Source organism: Lacisediminihabitans sp. (assembly GCF_043726815.1).
In the GTDB taxonomy this organism is placed as follows: domain Bacteria; phylum Actinomycetota; class Actinomycetes; order Actinomycetales; family Microbacteriaceae; genus Lacisediminihabitans.
Map to the genome: position 1 here is coordinate 1 of NZ_JAYSJZ010000103.1, position 18211 is coordinate 18211.

Here is an 18211-nt window from a genome sequence, read left to right on the forward strand (position 1 = left end):
CGAGCGGAACTGACGGAACTCTTCCTCGCTCGGTCATGAAGAACCCTTCTTTCGTATCTGCGCTTCGCGGATGGCGATCTGTGCCGAGACGCCCCAGAGACTATTGAACTGCTGGGTTCCGGCCCCATCGAACTGCGGGTCATAGGCCTCCCGGTAGCTCCGCTTGGGTCTGCCGTTGTGTGCTTCGAGGTAGCTGCGGATGTCCGTGGAGTACCCGGCGACCCGGTCGACTTTCTGATAGGACAGGCGCATCAGTTCGAGGAGGTTGTTGAGCCTGGCCCGGTTGCGGAACGAATAGACGCGGCTTTCCAAGGCGCTGCGGAAATCGCGGAGTGGTTGCTCGACCGCGCTGTTGGAGTACACGGGTGGGATGTTTTCACGGGTGAAGGTTTGCACTCTCAGCTTGATCGCGTTGAGGTCCAGCCAGTTGTTTGAGTTCAGCAGTTCCGGCCGGCTCCGCACCTCGGCTTCGAAGGCATCCCAGCGTTCACGCGATTTGAGAGCGCCATGAAAAAGCAGGCGCGCGGGATCCTCGCGGTCGAGCTTGTCGCTGTTCATCCGGCTCGTGCCACGGGCGCTGAGATGGTACTCGCAGTGATGAACGAGGTTCACCGCGGCCCACATACCCCAGTGTTTCTCGATGCCGCCGCCGATGGCCTTGTCCTGGTCGCAGACGATCGACTCGGGCTTGCCCGGCAAGGCCCCGAGGAAGTCCGCCCAGCTCGATGCGTCACCGGACGGCGCGGCTTCCAGCTTCCAGAGCCGCCCGTTCTTGCCGTCCTTGTCATAGCCGTACGCGGCGAGGATCGAGTAGAGCATGAGGTTGCTCTTCGAAGTGGTCGAGTGGTCGGTCCACCGGAAGGAGATCGAGTCCAGGACGAGAACAGCAGGCCACTCGGTCGGCCTCCACCGCCGGGAGACGACGGGCACGAAGTCAGCCATCCACTCCGCGACCGTCTGACCGTTGATCACCTCGCGATACTTCGCGGTCTTGCCGTAGTTGGCCTGCGCACGAACCCGTTTAGCGGCATCCGTGTAGGTGGATCCGCGGCCGAGGTCGACGAGCGCGGCGGCGATCTCTTTCACCAGGTACTCAAACTCCGCCGGCGCCTGCGGGCCCTGGTGCGCGTGGAGATGGTTCTCGCACTCCTCACAAGTGCCGTCGACCGTGCGTGGCCTACTCAACGGACCGAGGAATCGGTGGTGTACTCCCTCTGGAGAGATGCAGCGCCAGCGTTGTTTCTCCCGGCCGCCCATGCGCTGAATGCCATCGCGGACGATGCGAGTACCCGTATGCCCACGCGAGCAGGGCATGACGTCGACGCTCACATCGAGTCCGGCCTACTCATGGGATCACCCTATGGCTATCTCACTGGAATCGTAAGGCTGATCTATGTTCGAATGTGAGAAAATTGGGTCATGGAATCCTCCCCATCGGTACTGGTTCGAGCGGCCTCCCGCGTCGCCGAACTGGGCTCATGCCCGGATGATCTCGCGGGGCTTGACGACGCCACTCTGCTCGAGGCTCAGCGTCGGCACAGCGCGCTGAAAAACCAGGTCGACATTCACGGAGCCTGGCTCGCGGGGGAGTTGGCGCGGAGATCCGCCCACGAGCTCGGCTACGCCGGACTGGCCCAGAGGCAGGGCTTCTTCAGCCCGGAGGAGCTCATCCAGTCGTTGTCCGGGTCGTCTCGCTCCGAGGCTTCGAAACTAGTCAAGGTCGGCCTGCTCATGGCGGAGAGCCACGAGGCCGATGACACCGCGACGTCACTGGCCGCGGACTCCGATTGGCCGCTGTCTTCTCTTTCCTGGCACTCGCCGATCGCCCATGCGGTCGCGGACGGCACTCTGGCGCTCGATGCCGCCGAAGCCATCCGAACGATCCTCGGCGAGGTGGCGGATCGGGTTCCCCAACCGGTTCTGCGGGAAGCCTGCGAACGCCTTGTATTGGATGCCGCCACCCGCAACGCCGACCAGATGTACCGGCGCGCCAGACAAATCCGCGACCGGATCGATGAGGCGGGCATTTCCGGGCGCGAGGCCCGGCAATACGGCGAGCGGTCAATGCGCCTGTGGACGCGCCGGGACGGGATGATCCAGACCAGCCTGGTCGCCCATCCCGAGGAGGGCGAACCGCTGCTCGCCTGGTACCACGGCGCGCTCGGGCCGCGCCGGGGCGGGCCGCGATTCACCGATCCGGCCGACCAACGGGAGGCGACGGCCCTGCTCGCGGACTCGCGCACGAACGAGCAGATTGCGGCCGACGCGTTCTTCGATCTCTTTCGAAGTGCGCTCGAAGTCAACCCGGCCACGATGGTCGGTCACCGTCGCCCCAGCGTTCGGATCATCGTCACCGACCATGCCATACTCGCGGCGGCGGACGATCCGACGAGGGGCTCGGAGACCGCGAGGCGAAGCTCCCCTTCGTCCCCGCACCCGGGCCATGGCCGAATCGAGGGAGTGCTGGATCCGGTTTCGATCGCAACCGTGGAACGGTACCTGTGCGACACGGGCGCGGTCCCCGTCGCGTTCGATGACGAGGGTCAGTGCGTGAATGTCGGTCGTGACCAGCGGCTGTTCACCAGCAAGCAACGCATAGCCCTGGCTGTTCGTGATGGCGGCTGCCTGTTCGTAAACTGCGGCAGGCCGCCCTCCTACTGCGAAGCCCACCACATCGACTTCTGGGCGAGAGATCGCGGCAAGACGAACGTGGCCGATGGCGTGCTTCTCTGCCGCCGACATCATCTCCTCGTGCACAACAACGGTTGGGAAATTATTCGTGATGGCGGAAGTTACTGGCTTGTCCCGCCACGCAGCGTCGACCCAATCCAGGTGAGGATTCCCCTCCCGAGCAAGAATCCCGACCTGTGGGACCTGCGCCCCGGCGCAGGCACATCCGGCGCAGGGCAGGGTGTCGGGCGGCTCTAGGGCCGTGTGTCGGGCAGGGTGTCGGCCCACCGGCCACCGGCCACCGGTCAACGGTCACCGGTCACCGGTCACCCCACGAGGACGAGGTGAGGACCCGCGAAGGCGACTACCGAACGAGGGCGGGATCCGGCGCGGGGAATGCCCCGCCCCGATACTCCGGATTGGTGTCGAGCGAGCGGAAGGTGGTGCGGAAGATGTTGAACTTGGTGTTGTAGCCGTTGGTGCCCGCGAGAGTGATGTGCCGCAGGTTGCGTTGCCCGCCATCGGTATTGCCCACCCACACCGCGAGTGCCACCTTGGTGGTGGTGCCGATCAGCCAGTTCTGATCCGCGTAGTTGGTTGTACCGGTCTTGCCCACGATCGGCACACCGTCCACCGGATTGCCTGCCCGCCCGGTCCCCGCCTTCATCACTCCGGAGAGCGCATAGGCGACCGTGCTCGCGATGTTCGGCTCCATCGCCTTCGAGCACTGTCTGGGCTGCCCCGCAGCCTCCTTGCCGTCGGGCCCGACGACCTTGTCGACGATCGTCGGTGCGCAGTATGTGCCATTCGCGCCGATGGTGGCGATCGCCCCCGCCATCGAGAGCGGGGCGATCTCGTTGGTTCCGATCGTCGCGGACGGGTACACGTCGAGGGGGCGCCCGTCGGCCCGGTGCACCCCCATCGCCATGGCCGCGGCCCGGATTCGGCACAGGTCGAGCTTCTGGGCCATCGTGATGAAGGCGACGTTGACCGATGCGTTGGTGGCAGCGGCGATCGTCCAGGGGCCGCCCTCGCCAGGCGAGTCATTCTTCGGCGCATACGGCTTGCCCGAGAAGCGCGCACAGGAGGCCTTGAAACTCTGCATGGGGAACGGCCGCACGGTGCCATCAACCACCTCGCTGAGGGTGTGCCCCTGCTGGAACCACTCGGTGAGGGTGAAGATCTTGTAGGTCGACCCGGTCGCAAACCCCGCCGAGCCTCCGAAGTTCCTGTCGGTGTTGTAGTTCACCGCGGTCGCCGTGGAGCCGCTTCCCGCGCCCGAATTGTCGAATTCCTTGTTCTCCGCCATTACCAGGATGCGGCCGGTCCCCGGCTGAACCGAGACGGCGGACGCCCCGAGGGCGAAGCGTGTCTCCGTCGCCGGCGCGCTCGCATTCAGGGCCTGCTGGGCCACATCCTGCTGGTTGAGGTCGATGCTCAGGTAGATCTTGTAGGCGCCTCGCGCCCAGGCCACCTTGCGCACGGCTTCGGTCGGACCCAGCGCGTCGAGAGTGGGCACGAGACGCTGCGCGTAGTCGCAGGCGAACTTGGCGTCGCTCGCGTAGAGACAGCCGTTGCTCGGCCCCTGCAGCTTGGGCTGGATCGGCGTCGCAACCGCCTCACGGAACTGGGTGGTCGTGATGTAGCCGAGGTCGCGCATGTCGCCCAGGATGAAATCGCGCCGAACCTTGTTCGCCGCGTAGAGGTCGGGACTGCTCAGGTTGCGGAGATTCGGCTGCTGCACCATCGCGATGAGACTCGCCGCCTGCGGGAGGGTCACGTCCTTCGCACTCACGCTGAAATACTTCTGCGCGGCCGCCTCCACGCCGTAGGTGGTTCCGCCGAAGCCAGCGATGTTGAGGTAGCCGAGCAGGATCTCCCTCTTCGAATAGCGCTTCTCGAGCCCGATCGCGAGCTTCATCTCCCGGACCTTGCGGTTGAGCGTGTCGTCGATCGCCGCCTGATAGGCGATCTTCTTCACGCGGGGGTCCTCGATCTGAAGAGCGCGTTGGATGAGGGTGTTCTTCACCAGTTGCATCGCGATCGTGGAGCTGCCACTCGTGATCCCCTTGTGGACGACGTTGCCCACGGCCGCCCTGACGACCGACTTCAGATCCACCCCGCCGTGCTGGTAGAAGCGCCGGTCCTCACCGGCCACCGTCGCATCCTTGAGGTATTGAGACACCGCGTCCCAGCCCACTACCTCGCGGTTCTGGTCGTAGATGCTCGCGATCGGCACTGGCTGGCCGTCACGATTGGCGTAAATGGTGTTGCGCTGGGACTGCGCATCAAGGGTGAGATAGTCCGGAAGGGCGTCAAAATAACCGACGGCGAAGTTCGCCCCGCGGCTCACCACGATGATTGACGGCACGGCAAGCGAGGCGACGAGCAGACCCGCCAAAAGGCTGAAGAACAGGAAGCCGAGCGCGGAGCCGAACACGCCGATCCGCGAGTCGAAGTCGGTGACCGACACCGTGCCGATCGAGGGTGGCAACCGTGAAGGCAGGGCGGGCGCACTCATTCGATCTCACCGCAACTCGAGCTGCGAGTTAGCTGCCATCTGAGCCCCCCGGGGTGTGCTGTTCACCGTGTCCGACTGCTGATTCGCACTGTACGCGAAAGTCGGCCCGAGCGGCACTGGCTCGCCCAGATTCTGGTGCGGCCGTGTCCAGGCACGCCGCCACGTCGGCGTCCGTGACCCGATCGAAGCGGGTGTACCACTGGCCCACCGACCAGAACGGATGCGGGGTGGCGACCGCCACGAAGGCATCGGCCTCGCCCGCCAGAATGCGGGTCCAGTCGGGCGGAGCGACCGGCACCGCCAGCACAATCTCGAGGGCGCCGTGTCGGCGCGCGGTGCGGCAGGCGACCCGGGCGGTCGCGCCCGTTGCCACGCCATCGTCCACGATGATCACCCGAGCACCAGTGAGGTCCCGATCGCCGGGGAGATCCGGAGCCCCGGAGAGACCCCGAGCATCGGAGAGAACGAGGCCGCCGGCGGGCTCCCGTGGCCGATCCCCGCCCGAGGGCGGCGTCGCGGGGGACTCCGACGGACGACGCGACCGGCGGGTGCTGATCACGCCGAGGGGTGCCCCCAGCGCGTCCGCGACACGGCGCGCGACCGGCACGCCGCCCCGGGGAATTGCGAGCACCACCGTGTCGGAGCGGCGATAGTCCGCCAGGGCGCGCGCGAGGTGCGCTGCGGCGTCGGAACGATCCTCGAAAATGGCGGCCATGTGCCAAGTTTGTGCTCGTGCCACCAACGCCGCAAAGGTCGAAAGGCCCTGTGGAGCCGACCGGCCTCCGGCGTACCCTGACAGTCTGGAGGTGTTGGCAATGCAGGCAAAAACAGGTGACCGCATCGTGATTCGGGGTCGCACGGTGGAGTCGCCGGATCGACACGGCGAGGTGATCGAGGTTCGGGGCGAGGGCGGTGGGCCGCCATACGTGATCCGATTCGACGATGGCCACCAGAGCGTGATCCAGCCCGGTTCGGACTTCGAGATCGCGCACGACCAACACACCTAAACCAACACTCCTCAGAGGAGCGCGGCACGGTCGTCGCTCGGGCAGTATGGATGGGTGACCTATCTCGCATCCGACTCCCGCTATGACTCCATGCCGTACCGCCGCACCGGGCAAAGCGGGCTGCAACTGCCCGCGGTGTCCCTCGGCCTCTGGCAGAACTTCGGACACGACGTTCCGATGGAGCGCCAGCAAGAGATCCTGCGTCGCGCCTTCGACCTCGGCGTGACCCACATCGATCTCGCGAATAACTACGGGCCGCCATACGGTAGCGCCGAGTCCAACTTCGGCGAGCACCTGCGGCGCGACTTCGCGCCGTATCGCGACGAACTGGTGATCTCCACCAAGGCGGGCTACGACATGTGGCCGGGCCCGTACGGCAACTTCGGGTCGCGCAAGTACCTCACCGCGAGCCTTGACCAGTCGCTGGCGCGTCTCGGAATCGACTATGTGGACATCTTCTACTCGCACCGTGCCGATCCGAACACCCCGTTGGAGGAGACGATGGGCGCGTTGCACTCCGCCGTGGTCTCGGGCAAGGCGCTCTACGCCGGCATCTCGTCGTACTCGCCGGCGCGCACCAGGGAGGCTGCGGCGATCCTCGCCGATCTCGGCAGTCCGCTACTCATCCACCAGCCCTCGTACTCGATGTTCAACCGCTGGATCGAGGACGACCTGCTCGACACCCTCGGCGAGCTCGGGGTCGGCTGCATCGCGTTCTCGCCGCTCGCCCAGGGCCTGCTCACCGACCGCTACCTCGCGGGCATTCCGGGGAACGCGCGAGCCGCGCGCGAGGGTTCCCTGCAGAAGAGCATGGTCAACGACGACACCCTGGCCGCCATCCGGGCCCTCACCGACATCGCCGCCGACCGCGGCCAGACCCTGGCCCAACTCGCCATCGCCTGGACTCTGCGCAACGCGGGCGTGACATCCGCGCTCGTCGGCGCGTCGTCCGTGCAGCAGCTCGAGGCCAACCTCGCTGCCGTGAGCAACCTGACCTTCACCGCCGAAGAGCTCGCCGCCATCGACGAGCACGCGGTGGACATGGGCATCAACCTGTGGGCGGAGTCGAGCGCGGTCTGATCCCGCGCCCGGCGCAGGGAGGGCGCGAACCGTCGCCCGGCCCGGCGTAGTCCGGCCCGGCGTCGCACGCCCGGGCTAGTCTTCATCCACGGGCCCGCTGTAGGGCTCGAGCGGCCCCGCATCGGCCCGCGCCCGACACCAGGGGGAGTCTGCAATGTTCGTGCTCGATGGCACCGTCGTCACGAGCGCGAGCGACCTCACCTCGGCCTCCAGCTGCGAGTTCGCCTTCGCCCGGGCGATCGACGTGCGCCTCGGCCGCATCGAGGCCCCCGACGTCGTGCCGGATGCGATGCTCGCCCGCACCTCCCGGCTCGGCGACGCGCACGAACTGCGAGTCCTGGAGGCGTGTCGCGAGAGATTCGGTGCCGGAGTCGTCGAGGTGGAGCGACCAGACCTCAGGGACCCCGGGTCGCTCGAGGCGGCGGTCGCCGCCACCGGCGCTGCCTTCGCGAGCGGCGCCGACGTCGTATTCCAGGCGACCTTCTTCGACGGGAGCTTCGTCGGGTTCGCGGACTTCATCGTGCGCACCGCCGACGGTCGATACCGGGTGCAGGACACCAAGCTCGCCCGGCACGCCAAGGTCACCGCGCTGTTGCAGCTCGCCGCCTACGCCGAGCAACTCGCTCGGGTGGGGGTGCCGGTGAGCGACACCGTGGAGCTGCTTCTCGGGGACGGCAGCGTGAGCACGCACCGGTTGGGCGACATCCTGCCGGTGTACCGCCGCCGCCGCGCGCTTCTCGGCACGATCATCGAGGAGCGTCTCGCCGCCGGCGAACCCGTACGGTGGGGCGACCCGCGCGACGCCGCCTGCGGGCGCTGCGATGCCTGCGCGGCCGAGGTGCAGTCGACCCGGGACGTGCTCCTGGTCGCCGGCCTTCGCGTGAGCCAGCGGGCGAGGCTGCGCGCCGCCGGGGTGACCACGATCGACGCGTTGGCCGCGACATCCGGGCTCGTCGACGGAATCTCGGATTCGACCCTCGCCGCCCTGAGGCAACAGGCCGCGCTGCAACTCGACACGCACTCGGGCGCCGCGCCGGCCTGGACGGTGATCAACCCGCTCGCCCTCGCGGCGCTCCCTGCGCCGGACGACGGCGACATCTTCTTCGACTTCGAGGGCGACCCGCTTTACCAGGACGGCCCACTGTGGGGTCTCGACTACCTGTTCGGTCTCATCGAGGCCGACACCACCTTCCGCGCGTTCTGGGCGCACGACCTCGCCGAGGAGCGTCGAGCGCTCGACGACTTCCTCGCCTACGTGACCGCGCGTCGGGCCGCTCACCCCGGCATGCACATCTATCACTACGCCGCGTACGAGCGCACCCACCTTCTGTCGCTCGCCGCGCGCCACGGGGTGGGGGAGGAGGCCGTGGACGACCTGCTGCGCAACAACGTGCTCGTCGACCTCTACCCGGTGGTCAAGCAGTCGCTGAGGATCGGCAGCCGCAGCTACTCGCTCAAGAAGCTCGAGCCCCTCTACATGGACGAAGCCCGTCAAGGTGTTGACAACGCGGCGGACTCGATTGCGGAATACGTGCACTACCAGGAGCTTCGGGATGCGGGCGAGCAGGCCGAGGCCGCCGCGGTTCTCGACGACATCGCCCGCTACAACGCGTACGACTGCGTCTCGACGCTGCGGCTGCGGGACTGGCTCCTCGCGCGCGCCACCGAGAACGCCGTGCCGCTCGCGACCCCTCGCGACCTCGAGTTGGACGTTCCGGCCCGGGAGCCCGACCGCGTGTATCTCGAACTCGTCGAGTTGCTCTCCGGCACGTCACCGGTGGACCGCACGACGGACCAGACCGCCCTCGCCCTCGCCTCGGCCGCGATCGACTACCACCGACGCGAGCTCAAGAGCTTCTGGTGGGATCATTTCAACCGGCTGGCGACCCCCGTCGAGGACTGGGCGGACACGCGCGACGTCTTCGTCGTTTCGTCGGCCCGCGTCGAACGGGACTGGTATCGCGAGGGCCGGCAGCGCTCCGACCGGCGCCTGCTGCGCCTCACCGGCACGCTCGCCCCTGGCAGCTCGCTCGGGGTCGGCGGCAAGCCGTTCCTGCTCTACGACGCGCCGTACCCGCCGATCGCCCGGAGTTCGGCACCCGGATCCCGCTCGGCGCACAACCGCGCGACAATCGTCGACGATCTGGGCGAGGCCGGGTTCCTCGTGGAGGAGCGGCTCGAGAGCGGCGCTCCGCGGTACGCGGAGTTGCCCGTGGCCCTCACCCCGGCGACCCCGCCCGACCCCGGTAGCCAGGTCGGCGCCATCTCCGAGTGGGGTCGCGACGTCCTCGACGCCCTGCCGGGCATGGTGCCGGATGCCGCCCTGGACATCCTGAGGCGCGTGCCGCCCCGGGGCGCGCTGCTTCCCGTCACGGACGGCGACACGACGTCGGCGATCCTGGCCACCCTTCTCGAGCTCGACCGGTCGTACCTCGCGGTGCAGGGTCCGCCCGGCACCGGCAAGACCTTCACCGGGTCGCGGGTGATCGCCGATCTCGTGGCCAATCACGGCTGGCGCATCGGTGTGGTCGCCCAGTCCCACGCGTCGGTGCAGAACATGCTCGAGGGAGTGGTGAAGGCCGGCCTCGACCCCGAGCTGATCGGCAAGAAGCCGAAGGCCGGCGACGAGCAGGTCGAGGTGCCATGGACCGGTCCGACCGACGGCACCGTCGCGGGCTTCGGTGGGCATCCCGGCGGTTTCGTGATCGGCGGCACGGCCTGGACGTTCAGCAACGCGAGTTCGGTGCCGCGCGGCTCGCTCGACCTGCTCGTGGTCGACGAGGCCGGGCAGTACTCGCTGGCCAGCACCATCGCCGCCGCGGTGTCGGCGCAGCGCCTGCTTCTGCTCGGCGACCCGCAGCAGCTTCCGCAGGTGAGCCAGGGCACGCATCCCGAACCGGTCGACGTGTCTGCGCTCGGCTGGCTCGCCGACGGGCACCAGGTGCTGCCGCCCGAATTCGGCTACTTTCTCGACACGAGTTGGCGCATGCATGCCGCGGTGTGCGCGCCGGTGTCCGCGCTCTCCTACGAGGGCAAGCTGCTCTCGCACCCCTCTGACCGCCGCCTCGACGGGGTCGAGCCCGGCCTGCACCCGGTGGCCGTGCCCCACGTCGACAACTCGACCTCGTCGATCGAAGAGGCGGATGCCGTGGTCGCTCTCGTGCGGAACGTCATCGGCAGGCCGTGGTCGAGCGGCGGCACGACCGCGCGCCTCGCCGAGGACGACGTGATCGTCGTGGCCCCGTACAACGCCCAGGTCGCGCTCCTGCGCACGGCCCTGAGCGCCGCCGGGCTGGGGGATGTGCCGGTCGGCACCGTCGACCGGTTCCAGGGCAAGGAGGCCGCGGTCTCGATCGTCTCGCTCGCCGCGTCCTCAGCGGACGACGTGCCCCGCGGACTCGAGTTCCTGCTGCTGGCGAACCGGCTCAACGTGGCGATCTCCCGCGCGCAGTGGGCCGCCTACCTCGTCTATTCGCCGGCGCTCACCGAATACCTGCCGCCCACGCCGGAGGGGGTCGCTCGACTGAGCGCGTTCATCACCCTCGTGGAGCCGTCGGCCACGCCGCGGACCGAGTAGCGCGCGCACCGAGTAGCCCGCCGTACGGGCCCCGCGTGCTCCGCCGCCGAGCGAAGGGGCACGGCTCGGGGCTACTATCGGGCATGGCTCACCTCACCGACTACGGGCAGACCATCGCCGCCGTCACCGCCGGCATCTCCCACCTCATCGCCGGTACGACGGCCCCGGCAGAGGTCACGGCGCGGATGCCGATCGCCGCTCGGGCCGGCCAATCCGGGGCATCCGTCAACCTGTTCCTCTACCAGGACGCTCCCACCCGCTACCGTGCCGGCGGCGAACCCGACAGCCCCGGCGTCGTCATCGGCACCGAGTTGCGCTACCTGGTCACCGCGTACCCCGCACACAAGAGCGATCCAGACGCCTCCAGCCAGGTGCTCTACGGGGCGTCGCGGGCCGCGGTGGAGAACAACCCGGTGATGTCCGTGACCCTGGCGTCCGGCATGGTTCGGCAGGTTCGCCTCAGCACCACCTCGCTCGGAATCGTCGAGCACACCGCGCTCTGGATCGCCTCCGACGCGGCAATTCGCCTCTCGTTCGTGATCGTCGCGACGGTCGACCTCAGCACCGTCGGCGTGCGGTCGGCCACCGCTTCGATCGCCGACCTCACCGCCGTCGCCGCCCCCGGAGTGATCGCCGTGCTGTCCGGCGCGGATGCCGCGGCAAAGCCCGCGGCGGCAGCCGCCATCGCGACGACGCTCGGGCGTCCGCTGCTCGAGGTGGACCTGGGCCAGGTCGTGAGCAAGTACATCGGCGAGACCGAACACAACCTCGCCGGGCTGTTCGAGCGCGCCGATCGCGGCGGCGCCATCCTGTTCTTCGACGAGGCGGACGCGCTCTTCGGCCGACGATCCGAGGTGCGGAACGCGCACGACCGCTACGCCGATGCCAACCCCGCGCGAATCCTGGACCTGCTGCGCCGGGCGCCCGGACCCGTGCTGGTCTCGGTCACTGCGGCCGGGGAGGCCCTGCTCGCCCGCCAGGCGATCGACGTGCCGTTCCCGCCGGACTGACGCCGGGCGCGATCAGCGACTCGAGATGCCGTTGAGCATGCCCGAGATGAACCGGCGCTGCAGGAAGAAGTAGAGCAGCACGATCGGCAACGCCACGATCGTGCCCGCCGCGGCGAGAAGCGAGTACTCGGTGATGTGCTGCCCCTGGAAGAAGGCGAGGCCGAGGGGCGCTGTGCGCAGATTCTCGCTCGAGACCATGATGAGCGGGATCAGGAACTCGTTCCACGTCCACATCGCCACAAGCAGGCACATCGTGGTGATCGCGGGCACCGACGGCGGAACCACGATGCGCCAGAGCACGCGCAGGTCGCTCGCGCCATCCATCTTTCCGGCCTCCATGATCTCGCCCGGGAAGGTGCGGAACTGATTGCGCATCCAGAACACCCCGAAGGCGAGCGACTGGGCGGTCTGCGGCAGGATCAGGGCCCAATAGCTGTCGGTGAGGCCGGCCCCGCGCAGGTCGTAGTAGAGCGGGATGATGAACGCCTCGGCGGGGAGCATCAGTCCGGCCAGCAGGAGGAAGAACAGCACGTTCTTGCCCGGAAAGTGCAGGCGCGCGAAGGCGAATCCGGCGAAGATGCTCAGGATGCTCGTGAGGATCACGACGGAGATCGTCACGGTGAGGCTCGAGCGGAGGTAGGTGGAGAACTGGCCGCGATTCCACGCCTCGACGAAGTTGCCGAGGTCGATGCTCGACGGCAGGTGGAAGCCGGCCTGCGGATCCGTCGTCGGGGTCACCGCCGACAGCAGCACCCCCACCATCGGCACGACGGCGAAGAGGCTGAAGACTCCGAGCACCAGGTAGTTGAGCACGGCCTCCCGGCGAGCGATTCTCATTCGACTTCCTCCGGCTGGATCTTCTGGATGACGGCGGTGATCACGAGGATGAGCACGCTCAGCCCGATCGCGACAGCCGCCGCCGAGCCGACCTGACCGGTGGTGAATGCCCGGTTGTAGGCCTCGAAGGCGGGCAGCGATGTGCTGTTTCCCGGCCCTCCCCTGGTGGTCACGTAGACGAGGTCGAAGGTCTTGAGCGCCGCGACCACGGTCAGAGTGAGGGCCACGGCGATCTGGCCGCGCAGGGCGGGGAGGGTGATGCTGAAGAACTCGCGAGCAGCGCCGGCGCCGTCCATGCGTGCGGCCTCGAACAGCTCCCGGGGGATGTTGGCGACGCCGCTCAGGAACAGCACGAGGCACAACCCGATTCCGAGCCAGCTGCCGATGAGGCCGATTGCCGGAAGGGCGGTGTCGAAGTCGCCGAGCCACGCCCGGGTGATCGAGCCGAGGCCGATGGCGCGCAGCAGCTGGTTGGCGAGGCCCTCGGGGGAGTAGATCGAGATCCACGTCGTGGCGACCACGACCGACGAGACCACCTGGGGCAGGAAGAGCAGGGTTCGAAAGAAGGACATGCCCCGCAGGTGGGCGGCGCGGGAGATGACGGCCGTGAGCACGAGCGCCAGGGTCACCGGCACCACCGAGTAGAAGAAGATCATCACCCCGGCGTGCAGGAAGGAGTCCCGAAGCTTCGCGTCGGTGAAGAGGTCGACATAGTTCTTCAGGCCAACCCAGGTGGACGGCCCGATGCCGTTCCATTCGAAGAGCGAGTACTGCGCCGTCTGCAGCACGGGGATGCCGAGGAACACCGCGAACACCACGAAGGCGGGCAGCACGTACAGGTAGGCCTTCCACTGCACGCGCGGTCGGCGACCGGACCGGGCGCGAGTGGTGCTCGCGCCCGGTGCGGTGCGGTTCGTGGTTGCCAGGAGCATGCTAGCGACCGGTGAACGCGGCGTAGTCGGTCTGCAGCGTCGTGGCGAATTGCTGCGGTGTCGCCTTCCCGGCCGTGAGTTCCTGCACCGCCGCGGTGAGGGTGTCGTAGAAGGTCGGCGTTGAGTAATCGAGGTACGGCACCAGTCCGGAGCTCGCGTTCACGCGCTTCCACTCGCTCGCGACATCCGCCGCGAGGGTGCCCTTGGCCGGCGCCCAGTCGGCGGGCGGCACGGTGGGGAGGTTTCCGGTGTCGACGAGAACCTGGCTGGCCTTCGCGTTGGTCACGAAGTCGATGTACGCCGCCGCGACATCCGGATGCTTCGTGGCCGAGGTCATGGCCCAGGCCAGTCCCTCGCCTCCCGTGGTCACCGGAGTGGTCGAGCCGTTCGGACCGAGGGCGAGGAAGCCGGCGTCGGCCCCGAGTCCCTCGGTCACTGTCTGCAGCTGCCAGGTTCCCGTGATGGTGAACGCCGCCTTGCCGGCCATGAAGGCGGCGAGGGCGTCGTCGCGTGAGATCCCGTTGGCATCCGGCGTGAGGTAGCCCTTGTCGACCCAGTTCGTGAGCATCGTGGCCGCCTCGACCGACTTCGCATCGGTCCAGGCGCCGCTCTTGGCGCGCACGAGATTGTTCACGCCCAGTGGCGAATCGTCGACCAGTCGCCGACCGGAGCCTCGGCGTCGAGGAAGCGCAGGATCTCGGCCGGGCGGGGCGCACTCGCCGCGCCGCCGAGGGTGCGCACCGAGAGCGAGGCGCAGAGGCAGGCGAGCCTCAGGCGCACGTCGAGGGGCCAGTCGAACCTCTCGGTCGCCATCAGCGAGGCCACGAAGACGTCGCCGGCGCCCGTCGGATCGATCGTGTCGACCGCGATCGCGTCCACCTCGGTGAGCGTGTCGGTGGCGCGTTCGAAGGCGACCACGCCTCGGGCGCCGCGGGTGACCACCGCGAGGCCGACGTACTCGCCGAGCGCCCGTGCCGCATCCTCGGCGGTGTCGGTGCGGGTGTAGCGCATCGCCTCGAGGTCGTTGGGCACGAAGACGTCGATCTCCCGCAGCCTGCGCAACACGGACGGCGACCACTCGCCGCTCGAATCCCAGCCGACGCCGCCGAACACGACGGTTCCCTGCTCCCGAACCCGCCGCACCCAGGCGGGAAGCTCGGCCTGCACTCCCACGTGGGTCGCCCCCACCGTCGGACCGCCCTCCGGCCAGTCGAGGGGCAGCGCATCCTCCTCGTAGGTGATGAAGCTGCGCTCGTGCTGTCCGGTGAGCGACACCGAGACCGGGCTCTGGAATCCGGGTACCCGCTTGAGCCAGGTGAGGTCGAGTTCCGGCTCGGCCGAGAGGATGTCGTCGACCCTGCTGCCGAGAGCGTCGTCGCCGAGTTGGGAGAGCAGGGCGGTGGATGCTCCGAGCCGCGAGGCGGCCACGGCCCGGTTGGCCGTGCCGCCCGGGGTGAGCATGAAGGCGTCGGCGAAAACCTCCGCCCCGGCCTCCGGCAGCGGGACGCCGGCGAACACGAGATCACAGAAGACCGATCCCGCGAAGAGCAGGTCGAGGTGTGGCGTCGCGGCGGTTGCCGAGGTTTCACTGAGCACGAGACTCCAGGGGTATGAGATCGGCGCAATCAACGGTGATCGAGTTTGCGCAGGTTTTATCCAGTCTGCGGATCTGATGTGACGATCGTACGTCGGAAATGCGTCAAGTTTGTAAAGTTTGACGATCTTGGTTCGGAAACTTGATCATCAACGCGCAAACTCCTCCAACAATCGCCTAGGCTGATCCCATGATCGGCAAACAGCGGCAGGACCGGATTGTCAAGGCGCTTCGCTCCGGCGGCGGCGCCTCGGTGAGTGAACTCGCCCTCGCGCTCGAGGTGAGCGAATCCACCATCCGTCGCGATCTCGATATGCTGGACCGCAACGGCGAGCTCACCCGCACCTACGGCGGAGCGGTGCTGCGCCCGGGCGAGACCGTGCGCGAACCGGGGGAGGATCCGCTCGAGGGCACCTTCGCGATCGACACCGACCTCGTTTTCAAGAAGGCGATCGCCCGGGAGGCGGCCGCACTCGTCGAAGACGAGAGCGTCATCATCCTGGACATCGGAACCACCACGCCCCTCGTCGCGCGTGAGCTGCGCGGTCGGCCGGTCACCATCATCACCAGCAACCTCGCCGTTCTCGACGAGCTGAGGGACGACACGACCGTGAGACTCGTGATGCTCGGGGGAGTCCTGCGACGCAACTACCGCTCTTTCGTCGGCTCGCTCACGGAACTCGCCCTCGCCCAGGTGAGCGCGGACATCGTGTTCCTCAGCTGCACCGGCGTGCGGGCCTCCGGCCATGTCGTCGACAACATGGCGGTCGAGGCCCCGATCAAACACTCGATGATCAAGTCGGCCGACAAGGTCGTCCTGCTCGCCTCCGAAGCCAAGTTCCCGGGCAACGGCGCCCTTCGGCTGTGCTCCCTTGCCGACGTCGACGTGGTCATCACCACGGCCGGCGCGAACGAGCAGACCCTGAACAAATGCCGCGAAGCCGGTGGAAAGGTGATCATCGCATGAAACTGTGCATCCTCGGCGGCGGAGGTTTCCGCACCCCGTACGTCTACCAGGCCCTGCTTCGCGACCGCGGGTTCCCGCGGGTGACGGAGGTGGCGCTCTACGACGTCGACGAGCACCGGCTCCGGTCGATGACGGCGATCCTCGAACAGTTCGCCGCGGGATTCGAGGACGCGCCGCGGCTCGTCCCCACCCTCTCCCTCGAGAGCGCGATCGAGGGCAGCGACTTCGTCTTCGCCGCGATCCGGGTCGGGGGACTCGAGGGCCGCCGTTGTGACGAGCACGTCGCGCTGGACCTCAACGTGCTCGGTCAGGAGACGACGGGTCCCGGCGGCCTCGCCTACGCGATCCGCACCATCCCGGTCATGATGAACATCGCCAGGGTCGTGCGCGAACTCGCACCGAACGCCTACGTGATGAACTTCACCAACCCGGCCGGCATCATCACCGAGGCCATGCAGTCCGTGCTGGGCGACCGGGTGCTCGGCATCTGCGACACGCCATCCGGGCTCGGCCGCCGCGTCGCCGGGCTCCTCGGCCTCGACCACACCCGCGTTCAGATGGACTACGTGGGCCTCAACCACCTCGGCTGGATGCGCCGCGTGATGTACAACGGCGAGGACGTGCTGCCTCGGCTGCTCGCGGATGACGAGAAGCTCGGCCTGATGGAAGAGGGGCACGTGTTCGGCACGGACTGGATCCGCAGCCTGGGCGCCATCCCCAACGAATACCTGTACTACTACTACTTCAACCGCGACGCCGTGCGGAACATCGTCGACTCGAAGATCACCCGCGGGGACTTCCTGGCGAAGACCCAGGGCGAGTTCTTCGACCGCGCCATCGCCGCGGGCGACGGGGCGGCAGAGCTCTGGCGGGAGACCGTCGAGACGCGAAGCGCCAGCTACATGGCCGAAGCGAAGGGCGGCGTGCAGGGGGCACCGACGAGCTCGCGCGAACACGAGACGGATCCCAGTCACCAGGGCTACGCGGGCGTCGCGCTCGGTGTGATGGCCGCGATCACCCGCAACGAGCGGGCGACCATGATCCTCAACGTGCGTAACGGCACGACCATCCAGGGGCTCCCGGCGGATGCCGTGATCGAGGTGCCGACGACGGTGGACGCCAACGGCGTGCATCCGCAGACCACGGCGCAGCCGGAACTCGCCCAGATCGGCCTGATGCAGCAGGTGAAGGCGGTGGAGCGGCACACGATCGCCGCCGCGGTCACCGGGTCGCGCGACGAGGCCCTCAAGGCCTTCGCCCTGCACCCGTTGGTGGATTCCGTGACGGTGGCCCGAAGCCTGCTCGCCGGCTACATCGACCGCATCCCCGAGGTGGCCAGGGTGCTCACGCGCTAGGTGACGGGGTGGTCCTGGCCAGTTCGTCCGCGATCGAGGTCGCCCACGCATCAACCTCGTCCCAGTGGCGGAAGTCGCCCTCCGGCAGGATCTCGCGCACGGGTGGCAGCCGCCGCATGAGCCGGTCGCGGCCCGCGAGCTTGTCTGGATCGAGCACGCCGAAGAACACGTGCGATCCCCGCGGGGAGATCTCCCGCTCGAACTCGTCGATCTCCTTGGGCCGGGCCTCGGCCTGGACGTCCTTGCCGTTGACGTCCGTGCTTTCCGTGCCGAGCGGCCCGCTGCTGAACAGCCAGACGGGGCGGGCGGACAGCGTCTCGCGGTTGTGCCGCACGAACTCCGTGGCCTCCTTGCGCCAGGACCCCAGATAGACCGCGCTGCCGACGATGATCGCGTCGTAGCCGGCCGGGTCGCCCGCCGCCTCGGCGGGCACGGCGAGCGCGTTCTGGCCGAGATCGCGCAGCCTCCCGGCGATGCGCTCGGCGATCTCCTCCGTCGAACCGTACTTGCTCGCGTAGGCGACGAGAACTGACATGGCTCCTCCTCAGGCTCCGTGCACGGGCCACACGACCCGTCCCCACCCTGACAGCGTCAGAGCGCGGCAGACGGGCCGAAAGTCACCCGTCGATCGCGAGCCGTAAGGCCCGTCTCCGTCGGCGAA

At 68.1% G+C, this 18211-nt stretch carries 15 protein-coding genes; 7 read left to right on the forward strand and 8 right to left on the reverse strand.

What is annotated here, in order from left to right; translation table 11 throughout:
- Nucleotides 1–33: 33 nt before the first annotated feature.
- Nucleotides 34–1329, reverse strand: a complete 1296-nt coding sequence (locus ACHZD8_RS15110; RefSeq protein ID WP_394771251.1) for a hypothetical protein — start codon at nucleotides 1327–1329, stop codon at nucleotides 34–36.
- A gap of 90 nt (nucleotides 1330–1419) precedes the next feature.
- Here ACHZD8_RS15110 and ACHZD8_RS15115 point away from each other — a divergent pair, with 90 nt between their 5' ends.
- A complete protein-coding gene (locus ACHZD8_RS15115; RefSeq protein WP_394771252.1) occupies nucleotides 1420–2928 on the forward strand; it encodes a DUF222 domain-containing protein in 1509 nt (502 codons plus the stop codon).
- Nucleotides 2929–3034: 106 nt separating this feature from the next.
- On the opposite strand, the gene ACHZD8_RS15120 is transcribed toward ACHZD8_RS15115, so the two are convergent.
- Entirely contained in the window at nucleotides 3035–5164 is a 2130-nt protein-coding gene (locus ACHZD8_RS15120) for a transglycosylase domain-containing protein (protein WP_394771253.1), read from the reverse strand.
- Nucleotides 5165–5219: 55 nt separating this feature from the next.
- A complete protein-coding gene (locus tag ACHZD8_RS15125; RefSeq protein WP_394771254.1) occupies nucleotides 5220–5906 on the reverse strand; it encodes a phosphoribosyltransferase in 687 nt (228 codons plus the stop codon).
- A gap of 100 nt (nucleotides 5907–6006) precedes the next feature.
- On the opposite strand from ACHZD8_RS15125, the gene ACHZD8_RS15130 reads away from it, so the two are divergent.
- The 4 genes from ACHZD8_RS15130 (at nucleotide 6007) to ACHZD8_RS15145 (ending at nucleotide 11865) form a co-directional block, all read left to right on the forward strand.
- Nucleotides 6007–6198: a DUF1918 domain-containing protein gene (locus tag ACHZD8_RS15130; RefSeq protein ID WP_394771255.1), complete on the forward strand. Its 192-nt coding sequence runs from the start codon at nucleotides 6007–6009 to the stop codon at nucleotides 6196–6198.
- 54 nt (nucleotides 6199–6252) lie between these two features.
- Nucleotides 6253–7278: an L-glyceraldehyde 3-phosphate reductase gene (gene mgrA, locus ACHZD8_RS15135; protein WP_394771256.1), complete on the forward strand. Its 1026-nt coding sequence runs from the start codon at nucleotides 6253–6255 to the stop codon at nucleotides 7276–7278.
- A gap of 154 nt (nucleotides 7279–7432) precedes the next feature.
- Nucleotides 7433–10855 (forward strand): TM0106 family RecB-like putative nuclease, encoded by a 3423-nt coding sequence (locus ACHZD8_RS15140; RefSeq protein WP_394771257.1) that lies wholly within the window; start codon nucleotides 7433–7435, stop codon nucleotides 10853–10855.
- 83 nt (nucleotides 10856–10938) lie between these two features.
- Nucleotides 10939–11865, forward strand: a complete 927-nt coding sequence (locus tag ACHZD8_RS15145; RefSeq protein WP_394771258.1) for an AAA family ATPase — start codon at nucleotides 10939–10941, stop codon at nucleotides 11863–11865.
- 12 nt (nucleotides 11866–11877) lie between these two features.
- Here ACHZD8_RS15145 and ACHZD8_RS15150 read toward each other — a convergent pair whose 3' ends face one another.
- The 4 genes from ACHZD8_RS15150 to ACHZD8_RS15165 are packed head-to-tail and all read right to left on the reverse strand — an operon-like array spanning nucleotide 11878 to nucleotide 15230.
- Nucleotides 11878–12702, reverse strand: coding sequence for a carbohydrate ABC transporter permease (locus ACHZD8_RS15150; protein WP_394771259.1), 825 nt, complete (start codon nucleotides 12700–12702; stop codon nucleotides 11878–11880).
- Entirely contained in the window at nucleotides 12699–13634 is a 936-nt protein-coding gene (locus ACHZD8_RS15155; RefSeq protein WP_394771260.1) for a carbohydrate ABC transporter permease, read from the reverse strand. Before ACHZD8_RS15155 ends, ACHZD8_RS15150 begins: the two co-directional genes overlap by 4 nt.
- A gap of 1 nt (nucleotide 13635) precedes the next feature.
- Nucleotides 13636–14268 (reverse strand): extracellular solute-binding protein, encoded by a 633-nt coding sequence (locus ACHZD8_RS15160; RefSeq protein WP_394771261.1) that lies wholly within the window; start codon nucleotides 14266–14268, stop codon nucleotides 13636–13638.
- Complete coding sequence (locus ACHZD8_RS15165; protein ID WP_394771262.1) at nucleotides 14265–15230, reverse strand: carbohydrate kinase family protein; 966 nt, start codon at nucleotides 15228–15230, stop codon at nucleotides 14265–14267. The genes ACHZD8_RS15160 and ACHZD8_RS15165 overlap by 4 nt, the downstream gene beginning before the upstream one ends.
- 188 nt (nucleotides 15231–15418) lie before the next feature.
- Here ACHZD8_RS15165 and ACHZD8_RS15170 point away from each other — a divergent pair, with 188 nt between their 5' ends.
- Nucleotides 15419–16195 carry a DeoR/GlpR family DNA-binding transcription regulator gene (locus ACHZD8_RS15170; protein ID WP_394771263.1) on the forward strand — a complete coding sequence of 259 codons (777 nt, stop codon included), beginning with the start codon at nucleotides 15419–15421 and terminating at the stop codon, nucleotides 16193–16195.
- Nucleotides 16192–17550, forward strand: a complete 1359-nt coding sequence (locus ACHZD8_RS15175) for a 6-phospho-beta-glucosidase (RefSeq protein WP_394771264.1) — start codon at nucleotides 16192–16194, stop codon at nucleotides 17548–17550. Before ACHZD8_RS15170 ends, ACHZD8_RS15175 begins: the two co-directional genes overlap by 4 nt.
- Here ACHZD8_RS15175 and ACHZD8_RS15180 read toward each other — a convergent pair.
- On the reverse strand, nucleotides 17540–18085 hold the full coding sequence (locus ACHZD8_RS15180) for a flavodoxin domain-containing protein (protein ID WP_394771265.1): 546 nt from the start codon (nucleotides 18083–18085) through the stop codon (nucleotides 17540–17542). The two genes, ACHZD8_RS15175 and ACHZD8_RS15180, sit on opposite strands and share 11 nt — an antisense overlap.
- Nucleotides 18086–18211 lie beyond the last annotated feature (126 nt).

What these genes read in the sequence shown, in the direction of transcription:
- ACHZD8_RS15140 (WP_394771257.1), top strand. Translation starts at nt 7,433, where the DNA reads ATGTTCGTGCTCGATGGCACCGTCGTCACGAGCGCGAGCGACCTCACC.
- ACHZD8_RS15125 (WP_394771254.1), bottom strand. Translation starts at nt 5,906, where the DNA reads ATGGCCGCCATTTTCGAGGATCGTTCCGACGCCGCAGCGCACCTCGCG.
- ACHZD8_RS15175 (WP_394771264.1), top strand. Translation starts at nt 16,192, where the DNA reads ATGAAACTGTGCATCCTCGGCGGCGGAGGTTTCCGCACCCCGTACGTC.
- ACHZD8_RS15170 (WP_394771263.1), top strand. Translation starts at nt 15,419, where the DNA reads ATGATCGGCAAACAGCGGCAGGACCGGATTGTCAAGGCGCTTCGCTCC.
- ACHZD8_RS15150 (WP_394771259.1), bottom strand. Translation starts at nt 12,702, where the DNA reads ATGAGAATCGCTCGCCGGGAGGCCGTGCTCAACTACCTGGTGCTCGGA.
- ACHZD8_RS15130 (WP_394771255.1), top strand. Translation starts at nt 6,007, where the DNA reads ATGCAGGCAAAAACAGGTGACCGCATCGTGATTCGGGGTCGCACGGTG.
- ACHZD8_RS15115 (WP_394771252.1), top strand. Translation starts at nt 1,420, where the DNA reads ATGGAATCCTCCCCATCGGTACTGGTTCGAGCGGCCTCCCGCGTCGCC.
- ACHZD8_RS15145 (WP_394771258.1), top strand. Translation starts at nt 10,939, where the DNA reads ATGGCTCACCTCACCGACTACGGGCAGACCATCGCCGCCGTCACCGCC.
- ACHZD8_RS15180 (WP_394771265.1), bottom strand. Translation starts at nt 18,085, where the DNA reads ATGTCAGTTCTCGTCGCCTACGCGAGCAAGTACGGTTCGACGGAGGAG.
- ACHZD8_RS15155 (WP_394771260.1), bottom strand. Translation starts at nt 13,634, where the DNA reads ATGCTCCTGGCAACCACGAACCGCACCGCACCGGGCGCGAGCACCACT.